Origin of the sequence: Roseibium aquae, from assembly GCF_008711285.1 — a bacterium.
In the GTDB taxonomy this organism is placed as follows: domain Bacteria; phylum Pseudomonadota; class Alphaproteobacteria; order Rhizobiales; family Stappiaceae; genus Roseibium; species Roseibium aquae.
The window spans coordinates 585,831-611,015 of sequence record NZ_VXDC01000001.1; the positions used below are offsets into that span (position 1 = coordinate 585,831).

At 61.5% G+C, this 25,185-nt stretch carries 23 protein-coding genes; 15 read left to right on the forward strand and 8 right to left on the reverse strand.

All coding sequences use genetic code 11. The features are described from left to right. Nucleotides 1-14 precede the first annotated feature (14 nt). Nucleotides 15-641, reverse strand: coding sequence for a LysE family translocator (locus F0184_RS02545; RefSeq protein WP_150494113.1), 627 nt, complete (start codon nt 639-641; stop codon nt 15-17). Nucleotides 642-811: 170 nt separating this feature from the next. On the opposite strand from F0184_RS02545, the gene F0184_RS02550 reads away from it, so the two are divergent. Next, a complete protein-coding gene (locus F0184_RS02550; protein ID WP_172971958.1) occupies nt 812-1,519 on the forward strand; it encodes an extensin-like domain-containing protein in 708 nt (235 codons plus the stop codon). A 97-nt stretch (nt 1,520-1,616) separates the two neighbouring features. On the opposite strand, the gene F0184_RS02555 is transcribed toward F0184_RS02550, so the two are convergent. After that, entirely contained in the window at nt 1,617-2,105 is a 489-nt protein-coding gene (locus tag F0184_RS02555) for a BA14K family protein (RefSeq protein ID WP_150494117.1), read from the reverse strand. Nucleotides 2,106-2,332: 227 nt separating this feature from the next. Between F0184_RS02555 and F0184_RS02560 the strand changes: the two genes are divergently transcribed. After that, a complete protein-coding gene (locus F0184_RS02560; protein WP_150494119.1) occupies nt 2,333-3,133 on the forward strand; it encodes a HugZ family pyridoxamine 5'-phosphate oxidase in 801 nt (266 codons plus the stop codon). A gap of 71 nt (nt 3,134-3,204) precedes the next feature. On the opposite strand, the gene F0184_RS02565 is transcribed toward F0184_RS02560, so the two are convergent. The 3 genes from F0184_RS02565 to F0184_RS02575 form a co-directional block, all read right to left on the reverse strand. After that, on the reverse strand, nt 3,205-3,930 hold the full coding sequence (locus tag F0184_RS02565; protein ID WP_150494121.1) for a SpoIIAA family protein: 726 nt from the start codon (nt 3,928-3,930) through the stop codon (nt 3,205-3,207). 161 nt (nt 3,931-4,091) lie between these two features. Then, a complete protein-coding gene (locus F0184_RS02570) occupies nt 4,092-5,114 on the reverse strand; it encodes a Tim44 domain-containing protein (RefSeq protein ID WP_150494123.1) in 1,023 nt (340 codons plus the stop codon). 213 nt (nt 5,115-5,327) lie between these two features. Further along, nucleotides 5,328-8,912, reverse strand: coding sequence for a hydantoinase B/oxoprolinase family protein (locus F0184_RS02575; RefSeq protein ID WP_150494125.1), 3,585 nt, complete (start codon nt 8,910-8,912; stop codon nt 5,328-5,330). A 390-nt stretch (nt 8,913-9,302) separates the two neighbouring features. On the opposite strand from F0184_RS02575, the gene F0184_RS02580 reads away from it, so the two are divergent. The 7 genes from F0184_RS02580 to arsH all read left to right on the forward strand — a co-directional run bounded on the left by F0184_RS02580 (nt 9,303) and on the right by arsH (nt 14,522). After that, on the forward strand, nt 9,303-10,298 hold the full coding sequence (locus tag F0184_RS02580; RefSeq protein WP_150494127.1) for a TRAP transporter substrate-binding protein: 996 nt from the start codon (nt 9,303-9,305) through the stop codon (nt 10,296-10,298). Between the two features lie 161 nt (nt 10,299-10,459). Continuing rightward, on the forward strand, nt 10,460-11,017 hold the full coding sequence (locus F0184_RS02585) for a TRAP transporter small permease (protein WP_150494129.1): 558 nt from the start codon (nt 10,460-10,462) through the stop codon (nt 11,015-11,017). Continuing rightward, nucleotides 11,017-12,321 (forward strand): TRAP transporter large permease, encoded by a 1,305-nt coding sequence (locus tag F0184_RS02590; RefSeq protein ID WP_150494131.1) that lies wholly within the window; start codon nt 11,017-11,019, stop codon nt 12,319-12,321. The genes F0184_RS02585 and F0184_RS02590 overlap by 1 nt, the downstream gene beginning before the upstream one ends. Before the next feature lie 15 nt (nt 12,322-12,336). Further along, on the forward strand, nt 12,337-12,882 hold the full coding sequence (locus F0184_RS02595) for a winged helix DNA-binding protein (RefSeq protein WP_150494133.1): 546 nt from the start codon (nt 12,337-12,339) through the stop codon (nt 12,880-12,882). 113 nt (nt 12,883-12,995) lie between these two features. Beyond that, nucleotides 12,996-13,334 carry an ArsR/SmtB family transcription factor gene (locus tag F0184_RS02600; RefSeq protein WP_150494135.1) on the forward strand — a complete coding sequence of 113 codons (339 nt, stop codon included), beginning with the start codon at nt 12,996-12,998 and terminating at the stop codon, nt 13,332-13,334. Nucleotides 13,335-13,347: 13 nt separating this feature from the next. Further along, nucleotides 13,348-13,758: an arsenate reductase (glutaredoxin) gene (gene arsC / locus F0184_RS02605; RefSeq protein WP_150494137.1), complete on the forward strand. Its 411-nt coding sequence runs from the start codon at nt 13,348-13,350 to the stop codon at nt 13,756-13,758. Beyond that, nucleotides 13,755-14,522 carry an arsenical resistance protein ArsH gene (gene arsH / locus F0184_RS02610; protein ID WP_150494139.1) on the forward strand — a complete coding sequence of 256 codons (768 nt, stop codon included), beginning with the start codon at nt 13,755-13,757 and terminating at the stop codon, nt 14,520-14,522. The genes arsC and arsH overlap by 4 nt, the downstream gene beginning before the upstream one ends. Here arsH and F0184_RS02615 read toward each other — a convergent pair. Then, a complete protein-coding gene (locus F0184_RS02615; RefSeq protein WP_150494141.1) occupies nt 14,495-16,738 on the reverse strand; it encodes a putative bifunctional diguanylate cyclase/phosphodiesterase in 2,244 nt (747 codons plus the stop codon). The genes arsH and F0184_RS02615 overlap by 28 nt on opposite strands. A gap of 302 nt (nt 16,739-17,040) precedes the next feature. On the opposite strand from F0184_RS02615, the gene F0184_RS02620 reads away from it, so the two are divergent. The 3 genes from F0184_RS02620 to F0184_RS02630 all read left to right on the forward strand — a co-directional run bounded on the left by F0184_RS02620 (nt 17,041) and on the right by F0184_RS02630 (nt 19,571). Next, entirely contained in the window at nt 17,041-17,733 is a 693-nt protein-coding gene (locus F0184_RS02620; protein WP_150494143.1) for a J domain-containing protein, read from the forward strand. Beyond that, nucleotides 17,730-18,497 carry an N-acetylmuramoyl-L-alanine amidase gene (locus F0184_RS02625; protein WP_150494145.1) on the forward strand — a complete coding sequence of 256 codons (768 nt, stop codon included), beginning with the start codon at nt 17,730-17,732 and terminating at the stop codon, nt 18,495-18,497. The genes F0184_RS02620 and F0184_RS02625 overlap by 4 nt, the downstream gene beginning before the upstream one ends. A 459-nt stretch (nt 18,498-18,956) precedes the next feature. Continuing rightward, complete coding sequence (locus F0184_RS02630; RefSeq protein ID WP_244298955.1) at nt 18,957-19,571, forward strand: lytic transglycosylase domain-containing protein; 615 nt, start codon at nt 18,957-18,959, stop codon at nt 19,569-19,571. Between the two features lie 267 nt (nt 19,572-19,838). Here the strand turns inward: F0184_RS02630 and F0184_RS02635 are convergent, their stop codons facing one another. Continuing rightward, nucleotides 19,839-20,744, reverse strand: a complete 906-nt coding sequence (locus F0184_RS02635; RefSeq protein ID WP_150494147.1) for a pirin family protein — start codon at nt 20,742-20,744, stop codon at nt 19,839-19,841. 255 nt (nt 20,745-20,999) lie between these two features. On the opposite strand from F0184_RS02635, the gene F0184_RS02640 reads away from it, so the two are divergent. From F0184_RS02640 to F0184_RS02650, 3 genes are read left to right on the forward strand one after another with little or no spacing between them, the layout of a single operon-like run. Then, the gene (locus F0184_RS02640) at nt 21,000-21,926 is read left to right on the forward strand and encodes an ABC transporter ATP-binding protein (RefSeq protein WP_150494149.1); all 927 of its coding nucleotides are present in this window, start codon (nt 21,000-21,002) and stop codon (nt 21,924-21,926) included. Continuing rightward, nucleotides 21,923-22,684, forward strand: a complete 762-nt coding sequence (locus F0184_RS02645; RefSeq protein WP_150494151.1) for an ABC transporter permease — start codon at nt 21,923-21,925, stop codon at nt 22,682-22,684. Before F0184_RS02640 ends, F0184_RS02645 begins: the two co-directional genes overlap by 4 nt. A 42-nt stretch (nt 22,685-22,726) precedes the next feature. Then, nucleotides 22,727-23,611 (forward strand): D-alanyl-D-alanine carboxypeptidase family protein, encoded by an 885-nt coding sequence (locus F0184_RS02650; RefSeq protein ID WP_150494153.1) that lies wholly within the window; start codon nt 22,727-22,729, stop codon nt 23,609-23,611. Nucleotides 23,612-23,625: 14 nt separating this feature from the next. Here the strand turns inward: F0184_RS02650 and F0184_RS02655 are convergent, their stop codons facing one another. After that, on the reverse strand, nt 23,626-24,819 hold the full coding sequence (locus tag F0184_RS02655; protein WP_150494155.1) for a GGDEF domain-containing protein: 1,194 nt from the start codon (nt 24,817-24,819) through the stop codon (nt 23,626-23,628). Nucleotides 24,820-25,185 lie beyond the last annotated feature (366 nt).

The following is a 25,185-nucleotide window of genomic DNA, read 5'->3' on the forward strand; positions in this document are numbered from 1 at the left end:
TGTCTGGATGAAGGTCAGGTGGATGCCCGGCGCATCGCGGCCGTCATGACGGCTGCCGACATGAGGAACCCCCCGCCAATTTTCTGAACCAGGCTGAGCAAAGAGGGACTGCGCAGCCGGCTTCCGATTTCCGACGCCGCCAAGGCGTAAATGGCGGCATTGGCGATCCCCAAAACCACAAATGTGGCTCCGAGCAGCACAAGCTGCGGCGCGACAGCCGCGCTTGGCGAAACGAAGTGGGGAAGAAACGCCATCAAGAAAACGATGCCCTTCGGGTTGAACGCCGTCACCAGGAACGCGTGGGCAAATATCTTTCGCGGCGCTATGTCGGGAACGCCGGTTTGCCCGAGCGCCGCGGGTGCGCTGCGCCACATCTTGAGGCCGAGCCAAAACAGATAGGCGGCCCCAACCCATTTCAGCACTGCGAACAGGCTGGCCGAAGTGGCCAGGATCGCGCCCAAGCCCAACAAAGACAGCGTCGCCGCCACCGCATCGCCCAGCCCGACACCCAACACGCTGGCGACCGTGGCCTTGCGGCCATGGCTGAGGGCATAGCTGATCACCAGCAGGATCGTCGGACCCGGAATGGCCAAAAGGATCAAGGTTGCCACAATGTAGGCGGAATAGAGTTCGATCGTCATGGTTCCTTCCTTTGCGGCGGCTCTCGCCTTTGATCAAGCCCAAAGCCGCCGCCTTTTGTAAAGGAGGAACGTGGCACCATCTGCCGGCCCACCCGGCGCGGAATATGGAACCGATGATCCGATCGCTTGCACTGTTTCTTGCTTTCCTGGTGGCATGGCCAGGCGGTTCCATGGCCGAAATCCCGGCCCCGGAGGCAAAGCCGTTGGCGGATGCCGGTCTGCGGCCATTCTCGCCCGGCGTTGATCTTCCGCCCGCCAAACCTCTGCGGGTGTCCGCTCCGCCCGAGCGCAAGCCGGCGTTGGCGCACCAGTCCAGCGGGGAAACGGAGGCCGGCGGGATCTGCCGGATACAGAATGCGGACGTCGAACCCGGCCCGCCCATCAAGGGGAAGGGGGGCTGCGGGGTGGAGCGGCCGGTCCGGCTGAAGCATGCCATCCTCGGTACCCAACGCATCACCCTGTCCGGCGAACCGAGCCTCGATTGTCCGGCCGCGCAAGCGGTCACGGACTGGCTGCGGAAGGATATTGGGCCTTTGTCGGTTCGCCTGACAGGAAGTCCTTTGGTGCGTCTCGTGACGGGACCGGGATATGTATGCCGTCATCGCAACAACGATCCGGCGGCCAAACTGTCTGAACACGCGCGTGGCCGGGCCTTGGATGTGACGGCTTTCGAGTTCGCCGACGGCCTTGCCATTTCGGTTGAGGAGGATTGGGGGGCGGCGACAGATGCCGGCCGGTTCCTGGCCGCCGCGCACAAGGCGGCCTGCGAGCGGTTCACGACGGTGTTGGGCCCGGCGGCCGATGACAACCACAAGGCCCATTTCCACCTCGATACGGTCTGCCGGGGTCCCGATTGCGGGTATCGGATCTGTCAGTGAGGCTGTCCGCTTGGCGCGGCGCCTGCGCGAAGACTGTGCCGCCGCGCAGACGCTGCTTGCTCGCTCCGGTGTTTGCCCGTCACGGCCCGGGAAGGGCTTACTGGCAGAATTTCTGCTCGCCGCGATACGTCGTGTAGGTCCCGGTCTGCGGATTGAAGGAGCGGTATTTGGTGGAGCAATACCGGTACCAGGCAGGGCTCCAAGGCAGATATCCGACTGGCGCGTAGGCGGGTCCGTGCACAGGGCCATGAATGGGGCCATGAATGGGGCCATGAATAGGGCCATAGACCGGCCCCGGGGGCGGTGCGGGGGGATAGTAGTGTGCCGGAGGCGGCGCGGCATGGCTTGGGCGGCTCGTGGTGCCAAGAATGATTGCGCCCGCCGCCAGCCCGATGATGCCAGCGGCCACGGCCGCGCCGACCGCGTCGTTGTTCTTCCGGTGTTTGCGGTGATGGTGCTTCTTGTAGCTGTGGTGATGGCCCGGCCCGTGCCAGCCCTTTTTGTGGCCGGCCTCGGCAGCTCCGGCCGTTGGCAACAGAAGCATTCCTGTCAGGGCAACGGCGAGAACGCGTTTTGCGATTGTCATGCTCTCAACTCCATCTGCGCCCGGGCCGCTGGCAGGATTTCGCCCTTGGGTCCCGGGGTGGTTCGATCCGATGACACGACCATGCGCGATGTGCGCTGAACTCATTCTGAGATCCTCGTTCATCTCCGGTTCAGAAACGGCACCGCCATTCCAAAGCGAACCGCAAAGCGCTATTTCGAGGAGAGGGAGAGTCTCCAACTCAGGACGCGCCGAAAAAGGAGTTTTCCATGGTGGAACAAACCGGAGTAACGGAACAAACCGGGGCGGAGCGCCCGAAGAAGGATGTTCTCCGTGAGACGGACGATGACGCCCGCCGCATGGGTCGCGGGCTGGTGCGTTCGGCGCGGTTCGGTGCGCTGGCCGCGCTGGAGCCGCAAACCGGTCATCCTTTGGCCAGCCGGGTGGCGCTTGCCACGGACCTGGACGGAGCGCCGGTCATCCTGACCTCAACCTTGTCCGGCCATACATCCGCCATTCTGGCGGACAACCGGTGTTCCCTGTTGTGCGGGGAGCCGGGCAAGGGCGACCCGCTCGCCCATCCGCGCATCACGGTGTTCGCCCATGCCAGCCGCATCGACCGCACCGCCGACACCCATCAGCGATTGCGCCGCCGGTATCTTGCCCGGCACCCGAAGGCCGAACTTTATGTGGATTTTGGCGATTTCGCGTTCTTTCGCCTCGAGATCCAACGGGCCAGCCTCAATGGCGGTTTCGGCAAGGCGTTCGAGCTGGAGAGCGCCGATTTGCAGCTTGGTTGGTCCGATTGCGCGGCACTGGCCGATTGGGAAGCGGGGGCCGTTTCCCACATGAACGAGGATCATCAGGACGCAATCAAGCTCTACGCCGAAGTCCTCGCCGGCGCGCCGGAGGCCGGTTGGAAACTCGCGACACTTGATCCGGACGGCATGGATCTGATCGCGGGCGATCTGACAACGCGTATTTGGTTCGAGGACCGGTTGACGGAACCGGCCAAGCTGCGCGAAGCCCTGGTTGGCCTGGCCAAGCGCGCGCGAGCGGCACGGGTCTGACTGGCGCGCCGCTCAGTGCCTTGGAAGGTGTGCTGGCCTGTGACCCCGGCGCACCGGGTGCGGGCTGAAAGTCATGCCCGGATCCAGGCCTCCGGGTCGTCGAACTGATCGCCGGCGAAAAAGCGGCTCTCGGCGCCGGTAAACACGGAAAACACGCGGCGGGCGAGATCCATCCACGCCGCGTCGCCCACCACAGCAACCTTTTCCGGGGCCTTGCGGTGTTCGCGGACAAGCGACAAATGGCTGGCGAGCGCGTCAAGCCCCTGCCAGCCATCGAACTCGCGCAGATCGAGCAACAGCCGAATCCGGCCGTATTTTTCAATCAGATCTTCCAGTTCGTCATCCGCGCTGTCATAGGCCTCCGCATCGATCTGGCCGATCAGGCTGACATGCACCACCCGGTCGCCATCATCGCGGATCCGGATGGTCCCGAGGGATTCAGACAGCCAGCGCCGAGCCTCGTCATGGTCTTCAAGATCGAAGGTCTGGACCGGATAGGGGAGGGCGAAGGAAAAGGCCTTGATCGAGGTCTTGATCCAGCCCACGTCGGTGACGAGGGCAGCCCGCTCGAACCCTTTCCAGTGCCGCATGCCGAGCTTGGTGTCATCCCAAGCTGCATCCAGCGTGTATCCTTCAAATCCGGGGCCAACCTGGACCAGAACCTTGATCCGCTCGTGCTCCTGAAGGGCCTTTTCTATCGCCGGCGTCAGAACGCTGTCATAGTCCTCATTCGTCACCTTGCCGGTGATCTTGAACTCCAAGGTTCCCTCGGGTGTTCCGGAAATCAGCTCGATCATCGCCCATAGTCTCCCGTGTGGACCGATACCGCCACAAGGTAGGCATCGGCTCGCGGTGCGCGTATCCGGAAAAAAACGGAGGGCGGAAACCCGCCCTCTGATGTCCTGTGTTGGCTGCCCGTTCACCGGCTCCATCGGGGCATGCCGGTGCAGTGTTCTTGTTATTCGGTGCCCTGGATCGCAGACAGCAGCCATTCCCCTCCGGCGCTGCGCACGAATGTCCACACTTCCGTGCTCTCGGCCGGTCCGTCCGGGTCGCCCGAAAGCGCTTCGCCGCTGTCGCGTTTGGCGATGTAATCGACCGCGCTGTAGCGCATGGCGACAGTGACATAGTCCTTGCCATCCTCATGCCAGGCTTCGGCAACATCGCCCTGCAGCAGTTTGACATCCGAAACGACGTTCTTTTTGCCCGCAGACGCAAGCTCGCCCAGCTCTTCGGCCAGATACGACATGGCTTCCGGGGTCGCCAGCTGGCGCAGCGCAGCATAGTCTTCGCGGCTGTAGGCATCCTGAACTTCTGCCAGCATGACCTCAAACCTGTCGAGGTCCTCTGCGGTTGCCTCATAGGGCTGGGGCGCCGGCTGGGCAAACGTCCGGGAAGCTGATCCGCCAGACCCAGACCCGCGAGATCCTGCGCCGCCAAAGCTGAACGGCGTTGCCTGAGGCGCGCTCCGGTTCGGCTCGGGGTGGTGAGGCGATCTTTCAAACGGGTTGGGGCCAGCTGTTGCCGGTTGTTGCCGGGACCGGAAAAAGCGCATCGCGAGGCTGACCAGCAACAAGATGAGGCCGACTTGAAGGATCAGGCCAAGGAACCCGGCGAAACCACCAAGCCCGCCGCCGAACAGCATTCCAACGAGACCACCGAGCATCAAGCCGCCCAGCAAGGCGCCGCCGAAGCCACCGAAGAGGCCGGGGCGCTGCGCATTTGCCGTTTGTCCGGCAGCGCCCGGGGCGGCGCGCTGTGTCTGCGCGGGCTGCGGTGTCATGGACCGCTGAACCGGCGCTGCCCTTTCCGGGGCGGTTTGAGTCGTGGGCGGCGCGGAGTAGGTCTTGCTGCCTCGGCTGCCGAAACCGCCCATCCCGCCTCTGCGGGCCTCGGCGTACTCCGTTGCGGCAAACATCGCTGCAATGGCAACGACCAAAAAAGCTGTCGTCTTGCGCAGACGGCGGGCGGCAGCAGGCATTTTTCTCTCCTCGTTCAGGCCGGTTCGGCCGATTGCGTGTGATGTAGGAATTTCCGCATGAATTGCCAACGGACAGAGCAGGTCTTTGTGGCGAATTCGGAGAGTTTCTGGGGCTGCTGCATCCCGGCGCGTCACTCCAGCTGCTGCAGCTGCAGAACCAAGAAAAAGGGCGGGGATGATCCCCGCCCTCGATTGCTGAACGTTAGGTGATCTTTACGCTTTGCCCCAGCCGCCTGCCGTCGGTGTGATCACCGTGACCGCTTCGCCCGGTTCCAGAACGGTCTGGTCGCAGCCTTCCAGAACCTTTATCGAGCCATCCAGACGGCGGACTTCCGTGCGGCCGACCTCGCCATCTCCGCCGCCAGCCAGACCCTTCGGCCGAATGGTGCGGTGCGAGCCGAGGATCGCGCAGTCCATTCTTTCCAGGAAACGCAGCGTCCGCTTGGTTCCGTCGCCGGCTGACCACTTGCCCTTGCCGCCGGACCCTTTGCGGATGTGAAAGTCTTCCAGGAGGACGGGAAAACGGAATTCAAGCACCTCCGGGTCCGTCAGACGGGAATTGGTCATGTGAACATGCACCCCGTCGGTACCGTCGAAACCCGGCCCGGCCGGCGAGCCGGAGCAGATCGTCTCGTAGTACTGATAGGTGTCATTGCCGAATGTCAGATTGTTCATCGACCCTTGGCTGTTCGCCATGGCGCCGAGCGCGGCGAACAGGGCGTTGGTCACATGCTGGGAGGTTTCCACATTTCCGGCGACGACGGCTGCCGGATAGGACGGACGCAGCATGCAGTCCTCGGGCAGAACGATGTTGATCGGTTTCAGGCATCCGGAATTCATCGGGATGTTGTCGTCAACCATCACCCGGAAACAATAGAGGACGGCTGCGCGTGTGACAGGCTCCGGCGCGTTGAAGTTGTTCGGTTTCACGCCGGATGTTCCGGTGAAATCGACGGTTGCCTCCCGTTTGTCCTTGTCGACCGTGATCTTCACCTTGATCACCGAGCCCTGGTCGGTCGGATATTCGTATTCGCTGTCCGTCAAGGCGGAGATCACACGGCGCACGCTTTCTTCAGCGTTGTCCTGAACGTGGCGCATATAGGCTTGCACCACGTCCAGACCGAAGTGGCTGACCATCTTGCGCAGTTCCTGAATGCCCTTCTCGTTGGCCGCGATCTGGGCGGACAGGTCGGCGACGTTTTGGTGCGGGTTGCGGGCCGGGAACGGATGGTTGGTCAACACCTCGATCAGTTCCGCCTCGCAGAACCGGCCCTGGTCGACGAGCTTGAAATTGTCGAAGAGTACGCCTTCCTCGTTCACATTGGTCGCGCGCGGCGTCATCGAGCCGGGCGCCGAGCCGCCGACATCGGCGTGGTGGCCCCGGGACGCCGCCCAGAACAGGATCTCGCTCTGGTCGTCGGAGAACACGGGCGAGACGACCGTGATGTCGGGCAGGTGCGTGCCGCCATTATACGGCGCGTTCAGGGCAAAGACGTCGCCCGGCTTGATCTTGCCCTCGTTGAGCTTGATCACCGTTTCGACGGACCGGTCCATCGAGCCAAGGTGAACCGGCATGTGCGGCGCGTTGGCCACCAATGCGCCATCGGCATCGAAAACCGCGCAGGAAAAATCCAGGCGCTCCTTGATGTTGACCGAATAGGCCGTGTTTTGCAGCGTCACGCCCATTTGTTCGGCGATCGACATGAACAGGTTGTTGAACACTTCCAGCATGACCGGATCGGCGTGGGTGCCGATGGCGTCGTCGCGCTTCAGCGCGACAACCCGGTTGAGGATCACATGGTCCTTGACATTGATTCCGGCCTGCCAGCCGTCCTCCACCACGATGGTCGCATGCGGCTCGATGATAAGTGCGGGGCCCATGACCTTCATGCCCGGCTTGAGCCGGTCCCGGGTGTACACGCCCGCATCGTGATGCGCGCCCTCCGAGAATATGCGGACGGTCTTGACCGGCTGCGGCGTGTCGCTGGTGGGAGACAGGTCCGGTTCCGTAAGGCCGGCACCGCCACCGGCGGTTTCGACCTCCAGCGCTTCGATAACCACCGGCTTGTTCTCGTAGGCAAAGCCGAACTGTTTGCGGTGCGCCTGTTCAAATGCGGCCCGCATCTCGGCCACGCCGGCGAGGTCGACGGGCAGCGGGGTGTCGGTGCCGTCATAGCGCAGATGGGCCGATGCGCGGGTCTGGCGCTTGTCCGCAGGGATATTCTGTTTTTCAAGCTCGGCCTCGGTCTGGGCGGCGAGTTCGTCCCGCAAGGCAAGAAGATCGGGCAAGAGGTCATCGGTCAGTGTCTTGACCACGGCCATCTGACGGTCGGCGCGGATGTCGGCGAGACCCATGCCATAGGCCGACAGAATTCCGGAAAAAGGATGCAGGATGACGGTCTTCATGCCCAGCGTATCCGCCACCCGGCAGCCGGCCTGGCCGCCCGCGCCGCCAAAGCACGTCAGGGCGTAGTCGGTCACGTCGTAACCGCGCTGGACGGAGATTTTCTTGATGGCGTTCGCCATGTTCTCGACGGCGATTTTCAGGAAACCGTCGGCGACGTCTTCCGCCGTGCGGCCGTCCCCGATCTGTCCGGCCATCTGTGCAAACTTCTCATGAACCACAGTCTCGTCGAGCGGCTCGTTGCGGCCGGGGCCGAATATCCTTGGAAAGAACTCCGGGACGAGTTTGCCGGTCATGAGATTGGCATCGGTCACCGTCAGGGGACCGCCGCGGCGGTAGCAAGCCGGGCCCGGATTGGCCCCCGCGCTGTCCGGCCCGACCTGAAACCGGCCGTCCTTGTAGTGCAGGATCGACCCGCCGCCCGCGGCCACCGTGTGGATCATCATCATCGGCGCGCGCATGCGCACGCCGGCGACTTCGGTCTCGAAGGCGCGTTCGTAATCGCCGTCATAGTGGCACACGTCGGTCGATGTGCCGCCCATGTCGAAGCCGATGATCTTTTCGAAGCCCGCCATGCGGGAGGTCTGCACGGCGCCAACCACACCGCCGGCCGGGCCGGACAGGATTGCATCCTTGCCCTGAAACAGGTCGGCCGCAGTCAGGCCGCCGGACGACTGCATGAACATCAGGCGCGGGCCTTCGCCCAGTTCTTCCTGCACTTGGTTCACATAGCGGCGCAGGATCGGAGAGAGATAAGCGTCGACCACGGTCGTATCGCCGCGCCCCACCAGTTTCATCAAAGGCGATGTCTCATGCGACACGGAGATCTGCGGAAAGCCGGTCTCCCGTGCGATCGCCTTCAGCGCCTGCTCATGGGCCGGGTATGCATAAGCATGCATCAGAACAATCGCGATGGACCGGATGCCGGCGTCATATGCGGCCTGCATCTGGACCCGGGCGTCCTCTTCGTCGAGCCCCAGTTCCAGCGTGCCGTCGGCGCGAACCCGTTCCGTGATCTCGTAGACTTTTTCGTAGAGCAGTTCCGGCTTGATGATTTCCTTGGCGAAGATGTCCGGTCGCGCCTGATAGCCGATTTCCAGCGCGTCGCGGAACCCGGTCGTGATGAAGAGCGCGGTGCGCTCGCCCTTGCGTTCCAGCAACGCATTGGTGGCGACCGTCGTGCCCATCTTGACCGTGTTGATCTGTTCTGCCGGGATCCGGCCGCCGGGTTCTATGCCCAGCAGTTCGCGAATGCCCTGGATGGCCGCGTCCCGGTAGGCTTCCGGGTTTTCCGACAAGACTTTATGGGGATGGACGGAGCCGTCCGGCGCACGGCCGACAATGTCTGTGAATGTGCCGCCGCGGTCGATCCAGAAATCCCATTTGCCTGTCATCGAAAACTCCCTCTTTCGGTTTTGGGCGGCGGTGCCTGGCCGGATCCAGATGAGACGGCCCGTTCACGCCAGCCTTCGTGGTTCTGATGTCGACATTTTATCGATAAAATGTCAATGAAGAAAATTGCCCGTGCCGATATGGCGCGGGGTCCCGGACGCCTTTGGGGGGCCACGTTTGCCTTCCAGCCGGATCCGGGAGCGCCTCGGGGATCGCCGGTGGAAGGTTCGATGAATACATGATGAGAATTTGTCGATAAATTATTGATGTTATCCCAAAACCGGTCTAGCGTGAAAAAAGGCCGGTGTCAGGTGTGGCGGAGAACTCGCGCTGCTTCTGGCGGGTGGTCAGCAATGAGGGCCAGAATGCCCCGTTCCACGAGGAGAGAAGTCATGTCGTTTTCCAACCGTATTCCGAAAGCCGGTGCGCGCCTGATCGCGGCCGCTGCTTTCGGTCTGGCCAGTGCCACTGTCGCATCCGCACAAACCAAGTGGGATATGCCGACCCCTTACGGGGATAGCAATTTCCACACCCAGAATATTGCGCAATTTGCGGAAGATGTGGCGGCCAAGACCGACGGCAGCCTGACCATTCAGCTCCACACCGCGGGCTCGCTGGTGAAGCACCCCGAAATCAAGAACGCGGTGCGCCGCGGTCTTGCGCCGATCGGGGAGGTTCTGATCTCGCGCCTTTCCAACGAAGATCCGGTCTTTGCCGTCGACTCGGTGCCCTTCATGGCCAATTCCTATGACGCGGCCTGGAAGCTCTATCAGGCGTCGAAGCCGGCTGTGGAGGAAAAGCTGGCGGAGCAAGGCTTGAAACTCCTTTACACCGTGCCGTGGCCGCCGCAGGGGATCTATGCGAAAAAAGAGATCAACAGCCTGGATGACATGAAGGGCCTGAAGTTCCGCGCCTACAACACCGCGACGGAGCGCCTCGCCCAGCTGGCCGGTGCCGTGCCGACACAAATCGAGGTATCCGATATCCCGACCGCATTCTCGACCGGACGTGTGGACGCCATGATCACATCGCCCTCGACCGGTGCGAACTCCAAGGCTTGGGACTTCCTGACCCATTACTACGATACCCAGGCCTGGCTTCCGAAGAACATGGTGATCGTCAACCAGAGCGCTTTTGACGGGTTGAGCGAAGCCGAGCAGGCCGCCGTTCTGGAAGCTGCCGCAGAGGCCGAAACACGCGGCTGGGAAGCCTCGAAAGCCGAGACGGAATCCCAGACTGCGATCCTTGCCGAAAACGGCATCACCGTTTCCGCACCCTCCGCCACGTTGCAGGCTGAAATGGAAGCCATTGGCGAAACCATGGTTGGTGAATGGGAAGCTGAAGCCGGCGAGCAGGGCGCTGCCATCGTCAGGGCCTACTCCAACTAAAGGCACGTGTCCGGACCGGCCCCAACGGCGGCCGGTCCGGCTCCTGGTTTGACGGCACGTCTTGGCGCGTCGTGCCTTTGCCGCCAACGTTGTGAAGCCAAACCACCTGTTGGGTGTTCGCAGCTGCGCGCCAACGCACACATTTGAATTGGGAGGCGCGAATGCGCGCGGTTCTAAACAGGCTCTATTCCGGAGCGCTGGGCCTTGCGGCCATCTGCCTGGTGATGATTGCCGCCCTGGTGGTCGCTCAGGTGAGCGGCCGGATCATCGATGGCGCGCGCAGCGCGCTTGGACTGGACCCTTGGGGATTGCTGGTTCCCTCACTTGCCGAATTCGCCGGTTTCCTTCTGGTCGGGGCCTCGTTCCTCGCCCTTGCCGGCACGCTGCGCGGCGGGGCGCATATTCGGGTTTCCATCCTGCTCCAGTCGGTGCCTTCCGGGATTGCCCGTTTTCTGGATCTTTGGAGCCTGCTGGCGGCCTTCAGCCTCACGGCCTTTTTCACCTGGCAGGCCGCGCTGCTTGCTCTCGACAGTTTTCAGTTCAACGAGGTCTCCTTCGGGATCATTCCCGTTCCGCTGGTGATCCCCCAGTCGGTCATGACGGCGGGACTTCTGGTTTTCACCGTTTCGCTGCTTGACGATTTGATCACCGTGTTGCGCGGCGGGCAGGCCAGTTTTGCACCCCACACGGGTGCCGGGGCCGCGGGAGGATCGCACTGATGGACCTGTCTCTCGTTGCTGTTTTTCTCGGGCTCGGCATGCTGGCGGCCCTTGCCACTGGGATCTGGGTTGCCGTCGCGCTTTTCGCCGTGGCGCTGGTTGCCATGGTTCTGCTTGTCTCCGCCCCGGCCGGGCCGGTCATGGCCATCACCGTTTGGGGGTCGGCCAATTCCTGGGATCTGACAGCCTTGCCGATGTTCATCTGGATGGGCGAGATCCTGTTCCGCTCCCGCCTGTCCGAGGACATGTTTGCCGGGCTCGCTCCGTGGATGCGAAACCTGCCCGGACGGCTCCTGCACGTGAACATTCTCGGCTGCGGGATTTTCGCGGCCGTGTCCGGGTCCTCCGCCGCGACCGCGGCGACGGTCGGGCGCATGTCCCTGCCGGAACTGAGAAGCCGTGGCTATGATGAGAACATGGCCATTGGGACATTGGCCGGATCGGCGACGCTCGGGCTGCTGATCCCCCCATCGATCATCCTGATCGTTTTCGGTGCGGCCACCGAACAGTCCATCTCGCGCCTGTTCATGGCTGGCGTGCTGCCCGGGGCATTGGTCTGCGCCCTTTTCATGGGCTATGTGATCCTGTGGTCGATGCTGAATCGGTCCAAGATGCCTCCCAAGGAAGATCCAATCCCGCTTCGTGAGCGGATCTATGCCACCCGGCGCCTGTTTCCGGTCATCGCCATGATTGTCGGCGTCATCGGCTCGATCTACGCCGGCCTGGCCTCTCCCACGGAGGCGGCCGCGATCGGGGTTGTGCTGTCGCTGATCCTTTCCTGGTTCTCCGGAACGCTGACCCGCAAGTCCTTTGTCGATGCCTTGTTGGGGGCGACCAAAACCTCCTGCATGATTGCCTTCATCCTTGCGGGCGCCGCCTTCCTGACGGTTGCCATGGGATACACCGGAATCCCCCGGGAACTGGCGGCCTGGATCGGCGGGATGGAACTGACACCGCTGGAATTGCTGCTCGCGCTGACCGTCTTCTTCGTGGTGCTGGGCTGCTTTCTGGATGGCATTTCCGTCGTGGTCCTGACCACCTCGGTCATCCTGCCGATGGTTCAGCAAGCCGGCATCGACCTGATCTGGTTTGGCATCTATCTCGTGCTCGTTGTGGAGATGAGCCAGATTACGCCGCCCGTGGGCTTTAACCTGTTCGTCCTTCAGAGCATGACGGGGCACAACATCTTCAGGGTCGCAAAGATGGCTTTACCATTCTTTTTCCTGATGATCGTGGCCACTGCACTGATCGTGGCGTTTCCACAAATCGTCTTGTGGCTGCCCAATACCATGATGTCGAACTGACGCGGGATCAATGACATGACCAAGCAGGACACGACCCCTCCGCCAAATCCCCCAACAAGCGTCGGACCGGTCGTGTCTGCCGCCCATCTGGCCTCGGGGGCCATGCCGGCCCTGTCCGAAATCGAGTTCGCGGTGACAATGATGGTCAATGCCTATCACCGCTGGATGGTCCGGTGCATCGCTGCTTCGGGGAATGCCGGACTAGGGCCTCTGGACGTTCTGGTTCTGCACTCGGTCAATCACCGGGGCCGGGCCAAGACGCTCTCCGACATCTGTCTCGTTCTCAACATCGAGGATACGCACACGGTCACCTATGCGCTGAAAAAGCTGGAAAAGGCCGGGCTGATCATGTCCGGCCGGCGTGGCAAGGAAAAGACCGCCGCAATCACTCCCCAAGGCGAGGCAGCCTGTATGGAGTACCGGCGCTTGCGCGAGGCCCTCTTGGTCGAGCCGATGAAAGCCCTCGGACTGGATGAGAAGGAGCTCTCCCGGCTGGCCGCGACACTCCGGCTTGTCTCTGGCAACTATGATCAGGCGGCCCGCGCCGCCGCCGCCATGTAGATCCGGACCAGGCGCACCGGCCTCGGCGTTCCATGCAAATGAGTGCGGTTCAACGGGCTCTGCCGTGCTAGCTCAATATTGCAACACTACAATTATAATTGTATAGTTGGTGCATGAAGGATAAGGATGCCGTCAACAAATTGTCCGCGCTTGCGCATGAGGACCGGGTTGCCGCGTTTCGGCTTTTGGTGAAGGCCGGACCGGAGGGGCTGCCTTCCGGTGAAATCGCAAGCGTTCTGGAGATCGCGCCCACCCGGATGTCTTTTCATCTGTCGGCCCTCGAGCGCAGCGGCCTGGTGAGGGCGCGGCGCAATGGTCGGCATGTCCACTACGCCGTCAATTATGAAGACATGCGCAGGCTTCTGGTGTTCCTGACCGAAGACTGCTGTGGCAGCGCACCGGAAATCTGCCGCCTGCCCGCGCCCCTTTCCCAAGCCATTCCCACCTGTTGAAAAGGCCAAGGCCATGACCATCACGATCTATCACAATCCAGACTGCGGCACGTCCCGCAACACGCTTGCCATGATCCGGGAAAGTGGAGTCGAGCCCACGGTGATCGAGTATCTGAAAACACCGCCAAGCCGTGAGAAACTGGTCGAACTGATCGCCCAGATGGGCATTCCGGTTCGTGATCTCCTCCGCCAGAAAGGCACTCCTTATGACGACCTTGGATTGGGTGATCCGAAATGGACCGACGAGCAACTGATCGACTTCATGATGGAGCACCCCGTGCTGATCAACCGGCCGATCGTTGTTTCGGATAGGGGCGTTAAGCTGTGCCGGCCCTCCGAAACAGTGATGGACCTGCTGCCGGTGGATCTTGTGTCATTCACCAAGGAAGATGGGGAAACGGTCGGCTCGGGTCATAAGGGATGACGCAGATCACTCTGAACGGGCGCGATCTGCCGAATGCTGACCCGGACCTGCTTGAACCGATTGATCACGATGCGCTGGCTCCCGCCGGCGGGCGGACCCATCCCCCGCGCGTGCTATTGCTGTGCGGTTCGTTGCGCGATCGGTCCTACAGCCGGTTTCTGCTTCAGGAAGCGGAACGATTGCTGCAGGCGTTCGGTGCCGAAACGCGGATCTATGACCCGTCCGGCCTGCCGTTGCCCGACGATGGCGAAGCCAGCCACCCAAAGGTTCAGGAACTGCGGGATCTGTCCGTATGGTCGGAAGCGCATGTGTGGTGTTCGCCTGAACGGCACGGTGCGATGACCGGTGTGCTCAAGAGCCAGATCGACTGGATCCCGCTCAGCACCGGCGCCATCCGTCCGACCCAGGGCAAAACGCTAGCTCTGATGCAGGTCTCCGGCGGCTCGCAGTCTTTCAATGCCCTCAATCAGATGCGCGTGCTGGGCCGCTGGATGCGGATGGTCACGATCCCGAACCAGTCGTCGGTTCCTAAGGCCTACACAGAGTTCGATGAGGCCGGGCGCATGAAGCCATCGCCGCTCTACGACAGGGTCGTGGATGTGATGGAAGAACTGGTCAAGTTCACCCTGCTCACCCGGGACCGGTCCGACTACCTGGTGGACCGCTATTCGGAACGCAAGGCGCGCCGGACCGACCAAACCCCGGGGGCAGCCAGCGCCGCTGAAGCGGTGTCAGGTCAGGCAGGCATGGCGCGGGGCGAATAGTCCGCCTCATCCTCCGCCAGAAGTTCTGCGCTGAGCGCGATTTCGTCATCATCTATGTCTTGTTGGGGAGAGGCGCTGCCGCGCTCGTCTTCGGATCCGGGTTTGCGCGCAACAGCCATGGCCCGCAGCGGCACCAGGTCATCGTTCTCATCCCAGAATTCCGCTCGATTGTAGCCCAGGCGCGCGCGATGCTCTTCATGCGCTTCGACGGATCCCGGACGCCCGTAGAGGTAGCCCTGAACCATGTCGCAGCCAGCGGCCCTCAGCAGGGTAACTTGCTCCGGCGTTTCGACCCCTTCGGCGGTAATGAGAACATCCAGGGACCGGCCGAGGCCAATAATCGACGTCACGATGGCATCGGTCCCGGCATCCTCCCCAAGGTTCTGAACGAAGGAGCGATCAATTTTGATCTTGTCGAATGGAAAACGGCTCAGATAACTCAGCGACGAGTATCCGGTTCCAAAATCGTCCATGGCGATCGCCACGCCCATTTCCCGGATCTGCTGCAGCGTTTCCACGACTGCGTCAGTGTCGGAAATGAGCAGGCTCTCGGTGATTTCAATCTCCAAACGACGGGGGTCGAGGCCGGTCTCCCTGAGAGCCTTGGCAACCTTCTTCTGGGTTTCTCCGGCTGAGAACTGGGCGCCGGACACATTAACGGCAATCCGAAGCGTTTGGTCGGGCCAAGATACGGCCTCCTGGCAGGCCCGGTTCAGCACCCAGTCGCCGATCTGTTCGATCAATCCCGTCTCTTCCGCGACCGGAATGAACACATCTGGAGGAATGGTTCCCTTGGTCGGATGATTCCAGCGGATCAGCGATTCATAGCCTTTCAGCTGATTGTCCGTCAGGGAGTATTGCGGCTGAAACAGCAACTCGAACTGGCCGAAGCGCAGGGCTTTCACCAGGCCGGCTTCGATTTCCTTCCTTTTCTGCGCATCGGCATCCATTTCCGATGTGTACCAGACGAAGGTCGAGCGGCCGCTGCGCTTTGCACTGTAAAGTGCGAGATCTGCGCAATGGAGCAGCCGCGACGCGCGCCAATTTCCATCGCTGGCCCGGGCAATTCCAATCGACAGGGAAATCTTGATCTCCTTGCCGTTGATCACACAGGGAAGGTCGGTTGAAGCGATCATTTCCGATGCCAGCCTGGTCAGGCGGGCGATGTCGGACACGGAATGGGTCATGACCGCGAACTCGTCTCCGGACAGGCGGGCGACAAGATGATCGCCGAAAACGGATTTCAGTTGGTTTGCGACGATCTGAAGAAACAGATCCCCGGTCCCATGGCCGTATGTATCGTTGATTTCCTTGAATTTATCGACGTCGATCAGCATCACGCCCATGTTGCTGGCCTTCGCCTGGGTCAGCCGCAGGGTCTCGTTCAAACGGGCGTTGAAGACGGCCCTGTTCGGCAATCCGGTCAAGGCATCATGGTGGGCAAGGTACTCGATATCCCGGGTGGTGCGCACCTGATCGCGGAAACGCAGCCAGAGCAGGATCCCGGCAAACAGGACCGATATGCCGCAGAGCGCGGCGATGAGACCGCTGCTCAACGCCGTAATGCCGGATATGCTTCGCAGGAGGACCGATTGGTCGGTGACGAGAAGAAGACCGCTCTGCATGCCGCCATCGGATCCGCGGTTGGGCAGCACCATCAGAACATGCGGGCTGATCCGGCCGATGAAGTCCATGGCCACCGCGACACCGGCCCGGTTTTCCGAGAGCAAAACTCCGGTCTTTTTTGCGACCGCGGCCACCGGGAGGTTGGGCCCAGCCTGTCCGGAGGGATCGGGGTCGAGGGCCGCCAGGAGCAGGGGGGCCGGGTCAGACTGCGCGGCTTGCAGGTCCCGGGCGGAAAAGGCCCGCGCCGAGAGGAGCTCCGCCGGTTTCAAAAGCGGCAGGATGACATCCCTCTCAGCTCTTGTCAGGGCCCGGCCCGGCAAGTCACCGGGGGGCGGTGCGCCGAGCGCCCCGTCGATTGTGCTGCGCAGCTGAAGGCCGGGGATCTGATCTCCAGGTGGATCGCCTGTCGAATGCCTGGCCGGTGGACCGGAACGCGGGTCAGGCAATTGCTCTTCCAGGCCCGCCTTTTGAAGCGCCACCGGGATCTGCGCCAGCGTATGTTCAAGACTGCGTTCGATCAGCCAATGGGTCAGCAGCCGGTTGCTTGCATACACACCGAGAGCCAGAAGCAGAATCAGAGTGATCGCCATCAAGATGACAACCATGCTGCTCTGTTTCGCTACAGTGGCCATAAAGGAGAAATGCTCTGTAAAACTGACACGGCATTCATGGTAACCGGGAGAGGTTTAACCAACGTGAATCCTGTCTGGCTGCGAGGGCAGGTCGATTTCGACCATAGGATTCCATGGTCCGGCCCGCTGGCCCGTTCTTAAGGCTGGCCAAATCAACCCCGCCCCGCTAAAAAAATTCAATCCGGGACTGGACGGGAGATCCTGCGAGCGTCCTGTCCCGTGCCCAGTCGCAGTCAATCCTTTCCGTCTTTGGGGTCTTCGTGAGCGTCTGGAGTAGTCTCGGGAGCATCTTGTCGGCAATCGGCAACGGCACTGCCCAATTGGCCGACCGCCTGGTTCAGCTTGTTCTCGCGCGGCCGGAAGGGACCCAGACGGTCGGGTTTACGGTCGCGATGATTGCGCTATCGGCGAAGATGGCGAAGGCGGACGGCGTGGTTACCACCGACGAGATGCTTGCCTTCGGAGAACTGTTCGATGTTCCCCCTGGCGAGGAAAAGAACGTCGCGCGGCTGTTCAACCTGGCGCAACAGGATGTCGCCGGTTTCGATATCTATGCGAAGAAACTTGCCGATCTCTTTCCCTATGACAAGGCCACCTTGCTCGATATTCTCGACGGCCTTTTTCACATCGCGAAAGCCGACGGTTTCGTGCACGAGGCTGAAGTGGGGTATCTTTCGGAAGTCGCGAAGGTTTTCGGCCTCGATGAACGGGAATTCTCGACGGTGCTGTCCCGGCACACGCGCCGTGACGGCGATCCTTATGCGCTTCTCGGGATTTCCGCCGATGCAAGCGATGCAGAGCTGAAAACCCATTTTCGAAAGCAGCTCAAGGAAACACATCCCGACCGCTTGATTGCCCGGGGTGTGCCGGCGGAGTTCGTGCGGATCGCAAATGACCGGATGGCCGCGCTCAATGCGGCCTGGGCACAAGTGAAGGTGGAGCGGGGTTTATGAGCGTTGCAACGGACACGACCGTGAAAGCGCGGATCCACCCCTCGCCCAATCACGGCGAACGGTCACACAAAACACCGTTGGACATGCTGGTTCTCCACTACACCGGCATGGACACCAAGGAAAACGCGTTGCGGCGCCTGATGGATCCGAGGTCCGAAGTGTCGGCGCAATATCTGGTCGATGAGCGGGGCGCGATCTTGCAGCTTGTTCCCGAGAGCCGCCGGGCCTGGCATGCGGGACAGAGCTTCTGGAAGGGTGAAACCGATATCAATTCCCGGTCGATCGGCATCGAGATCGTCAATGCGGGCCATGATGGTGGATATCCCGACTTTCCCGTGCCGCAGATCCGCGCGGTGATCCTATTGGCTTCGGATATCTGCCAAAGGCATGCGATCTCGCCCTGGATGGTGCTCGCCCATTCCGATGTCGCGCCCGAACGCAAGCTCGATCCGGGTGAGAAGTTTCCGTGGCGCGACCTGGCACGCGCCGGGATCGGGCATTATGTCGAACCGGAACCGATCATGTCATCGGGTGTCCTGATGCAGCATGGCGAAAGTGGCCAGCCCGTCGAAGCGCTGCAGTCGATGCTCGCGCTTTACGGATACAACGCCCCTGTCACAGGTGTTTTCGACGCGCAGACGGCGAAGGTTGTGGAGGCGTTCCAGCGGCACTTCCGGCCCGAACGGGTTGACGGTGTTGCGGACCAGTCGACAATCGTGACGTTGCACAGGCTTCTTTCAAGCTTGCCATCGCTGTCGGATTAAGCTCCGTCATCGCCTGGATCACAGCCCGGATCACAGCCCGGATCACAGCCCGGATCACAGCCCGGATCACAGCATGGCCACCTTGCGGCGTTCGTGTGAGGGTTGTCATTTTCAAAAGCCCGTGCGCCGCTAAGCCATCAATGGGCATGAATTTGCCCTGTTTCGCCATCGACCCGTCATATTTCAGAGGTGTTTGGCTGGATCCGCTCAAAATTTGCATGATTTTGAAACATTTTCTGAAAGAAAGTGAAATATTTCGTGAATTGAGCGGACCGATTTTCGTCCCAGTGCGCCGTCATCTCTCCGGCCCGACAACAACGACACCTCCCAAAAACAAAAAAGGGCACGACACACATGGTGCGGTCTGTACAAAAGATCACTGGGGCTTTCGGCCTCCTCCTTCTTGCCACCACTTTTTCCAATGGCACAGCAAATGCGAGCTCAGGCGGTCAATTGATCATGCCCGAGCCAATGTCCTCGGCGCGCGGCGCCGACACGAGCGCTGCCGGGGAGATCCAGATCCTGAACCCGAACGCCCGGCCGGGCGATGTTCTTCGGATCGTGAACATGCCGGCGCGCGATTCTGAGACGGCGGACGAGACACCCGGGCAAGCGAAGCAGGCTTCCCCGGCGGCCAAGGAAACCAAGACCCGCGCCCAGAGGCCTTCGGGTTCCGCGAAGCAGGCCGCCAACTCAGGCAAGGCGAAGTACATTTCCCTGATCCGTCAAGCGGCCAAGAAGCACGGTGTTCCCGAGCATATCGCCAAGGCGGTCGTGGAAGTGGAAAGCAACTTCAACCCGAGAGCCCGTGGGGCGGCTGGCGAAGTGGGGCTGATGCAGATCAAGCCGGCGACGGCGCGCGGCCTGGGTTACCGGGGCTCCGTCAAGGCGCTCTACAATCCGGAAACCAACATCGAATGGGGCATGCGGTATCTGGCGGGTGCCCACCAGCGCGCCGGTGGCGATTTGTGTGGCACGATCCTGCGCTACAACGCGGGTCACTATGCCAAGCGCATGAACCCGATCAGCCGCCGGTATTGCCAGAAGGTCAAGATCATCCTGGCTTCCCGTTGATCCTGTGACCGGCGCGGGAACTCCACCGCGCCGGGCAGAGACAACGCCTGCACGGTTTGCCACCAACGCGAATGCCCCGGTCTTGCGCCGGGGCATTTCAGTTTGCTGACGGAGATGCGGCTTGTCCGAAACCTTTTCGTGAGGCGCGGCACGTTCACGAAGAGAACGGTCCCGCGAACCTTCTCAAGATCATGTGGTCAACGGGTTTTGCCAGCCTTGGGAGCCACCGCCCATCGGGCCGGGGTTTTTGTCGGTTGCCTGCGTCTTTTAAGGCCGGATGAATGTGCCGTTTTGCAATTCGGTCACAGCCTGGATCAATTCCTGCCGCGTGTTCATGACAATCGGACCATGCCAGGCGACCGGTTCCTTGATCGGGGCCCCGGAGACGAGCAGGAAACGGATGCCGTGCTCACCGGCCTGAACCACGATTTCGTCGCCGCTGCCAAAGACGACCAGAGACCGGTCTCCGGTCTGATCCCGGATGTGGAGTTCCTCTCCGGCAAACTCTTTTTCGGTGAGAACGCCGAACGGATTGGAAGCCCCCTCGAAGCGGCCCGACCCTTCGAAGATGTAGGCAAAGGTCTGCTTGTGCGTGTCGACCTTGAACCGCTTCTTCCGGCCGGCCGGAACGTGGATATCGAGATATTGCGGTTCTGCGGCAATTCCGTCGACGGGACCCTGCTTGCCCCAGAAGTCGCCGCAGATGACGCGGACCGAGGTGCCGTCATCATCGACGACAATGGGAATGTCTTTCGACTGCACATCCTGGTAGCGCGGTGCGGTCATCTTGTGGGCGGAGGGCAGGTTGGCCCAGAGCTGAAAGCCGTGCATCCGGCCCTTGTCGTCCCCTTTCGGCATTTCCTGGTGCATGATACCGCGTCCGGCCGTCATCCATTGGACGTCGCCCGCCTCCAATGTGCCGATGTTTCCCAGGCTGTCGCCGTGCTCGACCGTCCCGGCAAGCACGTAGGTGATCGTTTCGATGCCCCGGTGCGGATGCCAGGGAAACCCGGCTTCATAATCTTCAGGGCGTTCGTTGCGAAAATCATCCAGAAGCAGGAACGGGTCCAGCATGGTGGGGTCTTGGAAGCCAAACACCCGCTCAAGCTTGACACCCGCCCCTTCCAGCGTCGGCTGGGTGCCGCCGATATGCGTTACGGGCCGGATTGACATGATGCGGTTCTCCAAACGTGTCGTGACAGGTTTCGTCTGGGAATAAGGTATAAATCTTGCGGATCGAAACCAGTCCCGCCGGCGCAACGCACTGTTTCAGCAATGTGAACACTGAGGCACTGAGGTCGCCGGTTTTCTTTCCGCGGCCAATCTGGCAGGTTGCGGCATCTCCGGGTGTTCCCGCCTCCATCCCGGCACATATACCGGGGCGGAGACCCTCCGTTTAGTCCGGCCATTGCCAGTATGAGTGTGTGCATGCCTCCCATTATTTCGGTCAAATCCCTTCGAAAACAGTATGATAGCGGGTTCGAGGCATTGAAGTCGGTGTCTCTGGATATCGTGAGGGGCGAGGTTTTCGCCCTTCTTGGTCCCAATGGGGCCGGCAAGACAACATTGATCAGCACGATCTGCGGTCTGGTCCGGCCGACGGCCGGGGAGATTTTTGTCGGCGGGCACAACGCCATCACGGACTTCCGCGCGGCCCGGCAGATGATCGGTCTGGTTCCTCAGGAAATGCCGACGGCGCCATTCGAAAAGGTGATTGACACGGTCGCCTTCAGCCGCGGACTGTTCGGACTGCCGTCAAAACCCGCGCTGATCGAAGAGATCCTCAAGGATCTGACCCTTTGGGACAAGCGCGACAACCCGATCATGTCGCTTTCTGGCGGCATGAAGCGCAGGCTGCTGGTCGCGAAAGCCCTGGCCCACGAACCGGCTGTCTTGTTTCTGGACGAACCGACCGCCGGTGTGGACGTCGAATTGCGCCATGACATGTGGCGGCTGGTGGGGCAGCTCAAAGACCGGGGCGTCACCATCATTCTCACAACGCATTACATCGAGGAAGCGGAGGAGATGGCGGACCGGGTCGGTGTGATCAACAAGGGGGAAATCATTCTTGTCGAGGAAAAGGCGGAGCTGATGCGCAAGCTCGGGCGCAAGGAATTGACCCTGGTCTTGAGCGAGCAACTGGGCGAGATACCTGGCAGTCTCGCCGGCTACGGGCTCGAACTGTCGGAGGACGGCTTCACCTTGACCTATGGCTATGACACGCGCGCGGAACGGACAGGGATCACCCACCTCTTGACCGACCTGGCCGCGGCCGGGATCCGTTTCAACGATTTGAACACGACACAGAGTTCCCTCGAGGACATCTTCGTCGATCTGGTGAAGAGGCAAGCATGAATTTCGGCGCGATCAAAGCGATTTACCTGTTCGAGATGGCGCGCACGAAGCGTACCATCATGCAGAGCATCATATCCCCGGTCCTGTCGACAACGCTCTATTTCGTGGTGTTCGGAGCGGCCATCGGGTCCCGGATTACGGAGGTCGACGGCGTTTCCTACGGGGCCTTCATCGTGCCGGGGCTGATCATGCTGTCGCTGATGACGCAGAGCCTCTCCAATGCGGCGTTCGGGATCTATTTTCCGCGCTTCACCGGCACGATTTTCGAGGTTCTGTCGGCGCCGGTTTCGTTTTTCGAGGTGACGATCGCCTATGTGGGGGCGGCGGCCACGAAATCGATCCTGGTCGGCCTGATCATCTTTGTCACGGCCCTGTTTTTCGTCCCCATCGAAGTTCGGCACCCCTTCTGGATGGTCACGTTCTTTCTGCTCACGGCCATCACGTTTTCGCTGCTGGGCTTCATCATCGGAATCTGGGCGGACAACTTCGAGAAACTGCAGTTTTTCCCGCTTCTGGTGGTCACGCCGCTGGCTTTTCTGGGCGGCAGTTTCTATTCCATCACGATGCTTCCCGAGTTCTGGCAGAAGGTGACGCTGCTCAATCCGGTCGTTTATCTGATCTCCGGTTTCCGCTGGAGTTTTTATGGTCAAGCCGATGTCAGCCTGGGGCTTTCGCTCTTCATGACCTGCCTGTTCCTGGTGGCAAGCCTTGCGATCATTCACTGGATTTTCCGGACGGGCTATAAGCTCAAAGCGTGATGGCGCGCGCTCGAGCCCGGACCCCTTGTGAGGAAGAAAACCTTGTTTCGACGCTGTTTGAATATCACCGCCGCACTGTTGCTGTGCCTTGCCGTTGCCGCGTGTCAGACGGCGCCGCAGACCACAGGCCCGGCCACCGCCGGACGGGCGCAGGTTCAGCCAGTCTCTGCCGTGCCCGTGGCCTATGCGCCGGCGGAAACCGGCGTGCACCGCGGGTTTTCCGCGCTTGTCATCGACGGGGCAACCGGCGCCGAACTTTATGCGGTCGATGCGGACGAGCCGCGGTTTCCCGCTTCGCTCACAAAGATGATGACGCTCTACCTGTTGTTCGAGGAGGTCGCCAACGGACGCTTTGGGCTCACGACGCCGCTTGAGGTGTCCGGCAACGCAGCCGCCCAGCCACCGTCGAAGATCGGCGTGCAAGCGGGAAGCACGATCACCGTCGAGCAAGCGGCGCGGGCCCTGGCCGTGCGATCAGCCAACGACGTCGCCGTTGTAGTGGCGGAAAACATCGCCGGAAGCGAGGCCGCCTTCGCCCGCCGCATGTCGGACAAGGCCCGGCAACTCGGCCTGTCGCGCACCCGCTTTGTGAATTCGAGCGGATTGACGGATCCGGCCCAGGTCACAACGGCCCGCGACATGGCCAAGCTCGGCCAGGCCCTCACGCGGCGCTTTCCGCAATACGCGGGCTACTACCGGGCGCAATCCTTTACCTACAACGGCCGCAATTTCCGGGCGACCAACAATCTGCTCGGCAAGGTGCCGGGCGTGGACGGGTTGAAAACGGGATACCTCAGAATGTCGGGCTACAATCTCGTCGCCACGTCCCGCCGGGGGCAGAAACGGCTCGTGGTGGTCGTCATTGGCGGTGCGAGCGAGCAGGCAAGGGATGCCGAGGTTGCCCGTCTGATCGACGCATTCTCCTGACCGGCCGGCAGCGCTTAGCCGTATTGCCGAGCCGGTGCGCCCTCGATCGGACTATGCGGTCCGCAATTCGGCAGCCGGGCCAGCGAGACACGGTTCCGGCCGGTGTGCTTGCACTGATACAGGCTTTCGTCGACCGTTCGCATCACCGTGTCGGCGGTCAGCCCCTCGCCAATGCCATGGATGACGCCAGCCGACAGGGTGATCCGGAAATCGGGCGGTGCGAAGTCGAAAATGTGGCCGCAAACCAGCCCGCGGATCCGTTCGGCGATCTTCACGGCGCCCAGCTCGGACACCCGCGGCATGAGCACCGCGAATTCCTCGCCGCCCAGCCGGGCGAAACAATCGTCGCCACGCAGATTGTTCTGGATGAGGGCCGCGACCTCCTGCAGGGCTTCATCCCCGGCGACATGGCCGAACCTGTCGTTCACGGTCTTGAAGTGATCGATGTCGAACTGCACCACGGCAAAGGGCAAGTTCCTTTGCGTCAGAACATGGACCAACTGCCGCTCGAACTCGCGCCGGTTGAAAATGCCGGTCAGGGGGTCCCGGCGGGCGGCGTCGCGATGCTCCTCAGTCTTGCGTTCGAATGACAGGCAGAGCGCGAAGGCACCCGCGAGCGCCACGAACACCAGGCTGGTGAAGAGGTGGGTGGTGAGAACGAGATCCGTCCGCAGGCCCGTGGCCTCCGCCGGATCGAGCAGCAGGCCATGCCCCGTGCGGATCAGGCCTTCCACGGCCATCAGAGAAAAGGCGCCGATCAGACCGTAGGCTGAAAACAGCTTCTGCCGGGCAAGATCCCAATATGTCCACACCGCGCTGAGGGCCAGGGCGGTGACGAGCAGATTGGTTGCCAGATACATCAGCCGGTAATCGGCCAAAACGATCGCGGGCAGGGCGACAACCCCAAGCGCTGTGGCAGGCCCCCAGAAATAGGACTGCTCGACGGGTAGATCTGCAACCTGCCGGGCGCCTTGGACATGGTAAGCGAAGCCGAGAACGATCAGCATGTTCGGGATGAGAATGGCGATCGCGGGCGGGACGCTGGTTTCAAAGGCGAAACAGGCAATGGCGGCGGCCAGTAGCGCGTTGGCGCGGGCCCAGCTGTTCCAGCTTGGCTGACCGGGCAGCCGTTTTGCCAACGTGAAAAAACACGAAGCAAACACGAAAAGCAGAACCAGATTTGCCGCCAGAAGCGTCAAGGTATCCATTCATCCGCACCCGAATTGCCGGCCGGTCCGGCGATGGTGTCCTGACTACCTGAAAGACAATTCCACCCTGTTAGGGAAACGGCGAAAATTTGAGGCAAATGGAAAGAGAAAAGCGGGTTTGTGGATTCAAAAAACTGAATTCACTTGGAAATCGCGATCTTTCCGTCCTGTTGAAAAACAGCGGCCGAGACAAGGGCGGTATCACGGTGTGGATCCCCGCATAAAGCGGGGATGACGGCTGGGGGACCGGGATGACGGGTGGGGGAGATGAAGGGGCGTTGGCCTTGATCCCCCTGCGTCCTGCCTTTGGCAGGCGCAAGGTGTCTCTGATTTGGGCAAGGCCAACGCTGGAAGGCTTAGTTGCGC

Coding starts and splice junctions, on each gene's coding strand:
- F0184_RS02550 (WP_172971958.1), top strand. CDS start 812: ATGGCCGAAATCCCGGCCCCGGAGGCAAAGCCGTTGGCGGATGCCGGT.
- F0184_RS02570 (WP_150494123.1), bottom strand. CDS start 5,114: ATGCCTGCTGCCGCCCGCCGTCTGCGCAAGACGACAGCTTTTTTGGTC.
- F0184_RS02580 (WP_150494127.1), top strand. CDS start 9,303: ATGTCGTTTTCCAACCGTATTCCGAAAGCCGGTGCGCGCCTGATCGCG.
- F0184_RS02630 (WP_244298955.1), top strand. CDS start 18,957: ATGCCCGAGCCAATGTCCTCGGCGCGCGGCGCCGACACGAGCGCTGCC.
- F0184_RS02655 (WP_150494155.1), bottom strand. CDS start 24,819: ATGGATACCTTGACGCTTCTGGCGGCAAATCTGGTTCTGCTTTTCGTG.
- F0184_RS02600 (WP_150494135.1), top strand. CDS start 12,996: ATGAAGGATAAGGATGCCGTCAACAAATTGTCCGCGCTTGCGCATGAG.
- F0184_RS02565 (WP_150494121.1), bottom strand. CDS start 3,930: ATGATCGAGCTGATTTCCGGAACACCCGAGGGAACCTTGGAGTTCAAG.
- F0184_RS02575 (WP_150494125.1), bottom strand. CDS start 8,912: ATGACAGGCAAATGGGATTTCTGGATCGACCGCGGCGGCACATTCACA.
- F0184_RS02590 (WP_150494131.1), top strand. CDS start 11,017: ATGGACCTGTCTCTCGTTGCTGTTTTTCTCGGGCTCGGCATGCTGGCG.
- F0184_RS02560 (WP_150494119.1), top strand. CDS start 2,333: ATGGTGGAACAAACCGGAGTAACGGAACAAACCGGGGCGGAGCGCCCG.
- F0184_RS02545 (WP_150494113.1), bottom strand. CDS start 641: ATGACGATCGAACTCTATTCCGCCTACATTGTGGCAACCTTGATCCTT.
- arsH (WP_150494139.1), top strand. CDS start 13,755: ATGACGCAGATCACTCTGAACGGGCGCGATCTGCCGAATGCTGACCCG.
- F0184_RS02585 (WP_150494129.1), top strand. CDS start 10,460: ATGCGCGCGGTTCTAAACAGGCTCTATTCCGGAGCGCTGGGCCTTGCG.
- F0184_RS02635 (WP_150494147.1), bottom strand. CDS start 20,744: ATGTCAATCCGGCCCGTAACGCATATCGGCGGCACCCAGCCGACGCTG.
- F0184_RS02555 (WP_150494117.1), bottom strand. CDS start 2,105: ATGACAATCGCAAAACGCGTTCTCGCCGTTGCCCTGACAGGAATGCTT.
- arsC (WP_150494137.1), top strand. CDS start 13,348: ATGACCATCACGATCTATCACAATCCAGACTGCGGCACGTCCCGCAAC.
- F0184_RS02645 (WP_150494151.1), top strand. CDS start 21,923: ATGAATTTCGGCGCGATCAAAGCGATTTACCTGTTCGAGATGGCGCGC.
- F0184_RS02625 (WP_150494145.1), top strand. CDS start 17,730: ATGAGCGTTGCAACGGACACGACCGTGAAAGCGCGGATCCACCCCTCG.
- F0184_RS02615 (WP_150494141.1), bottom strand. CDS start 16,738: ATGGCGATCACTCTGATTCTGCTTCTGGCTCTCGGTGTGTATGCAAGC.
- F0184_RS02640 (WP_150494149.1), top strand. CDS start 21,000: ATGCCTCCCATTATTTCGGTCAAATCCCTTCGAAAACAGTATGATAGC.
- F0184_RS02595 (WP_150494133.1), top strand. CDS start 12,337: ATGACCAAGCAGGACACGACCCCTCCGCCAAATCCCCCAACAAGCGTC.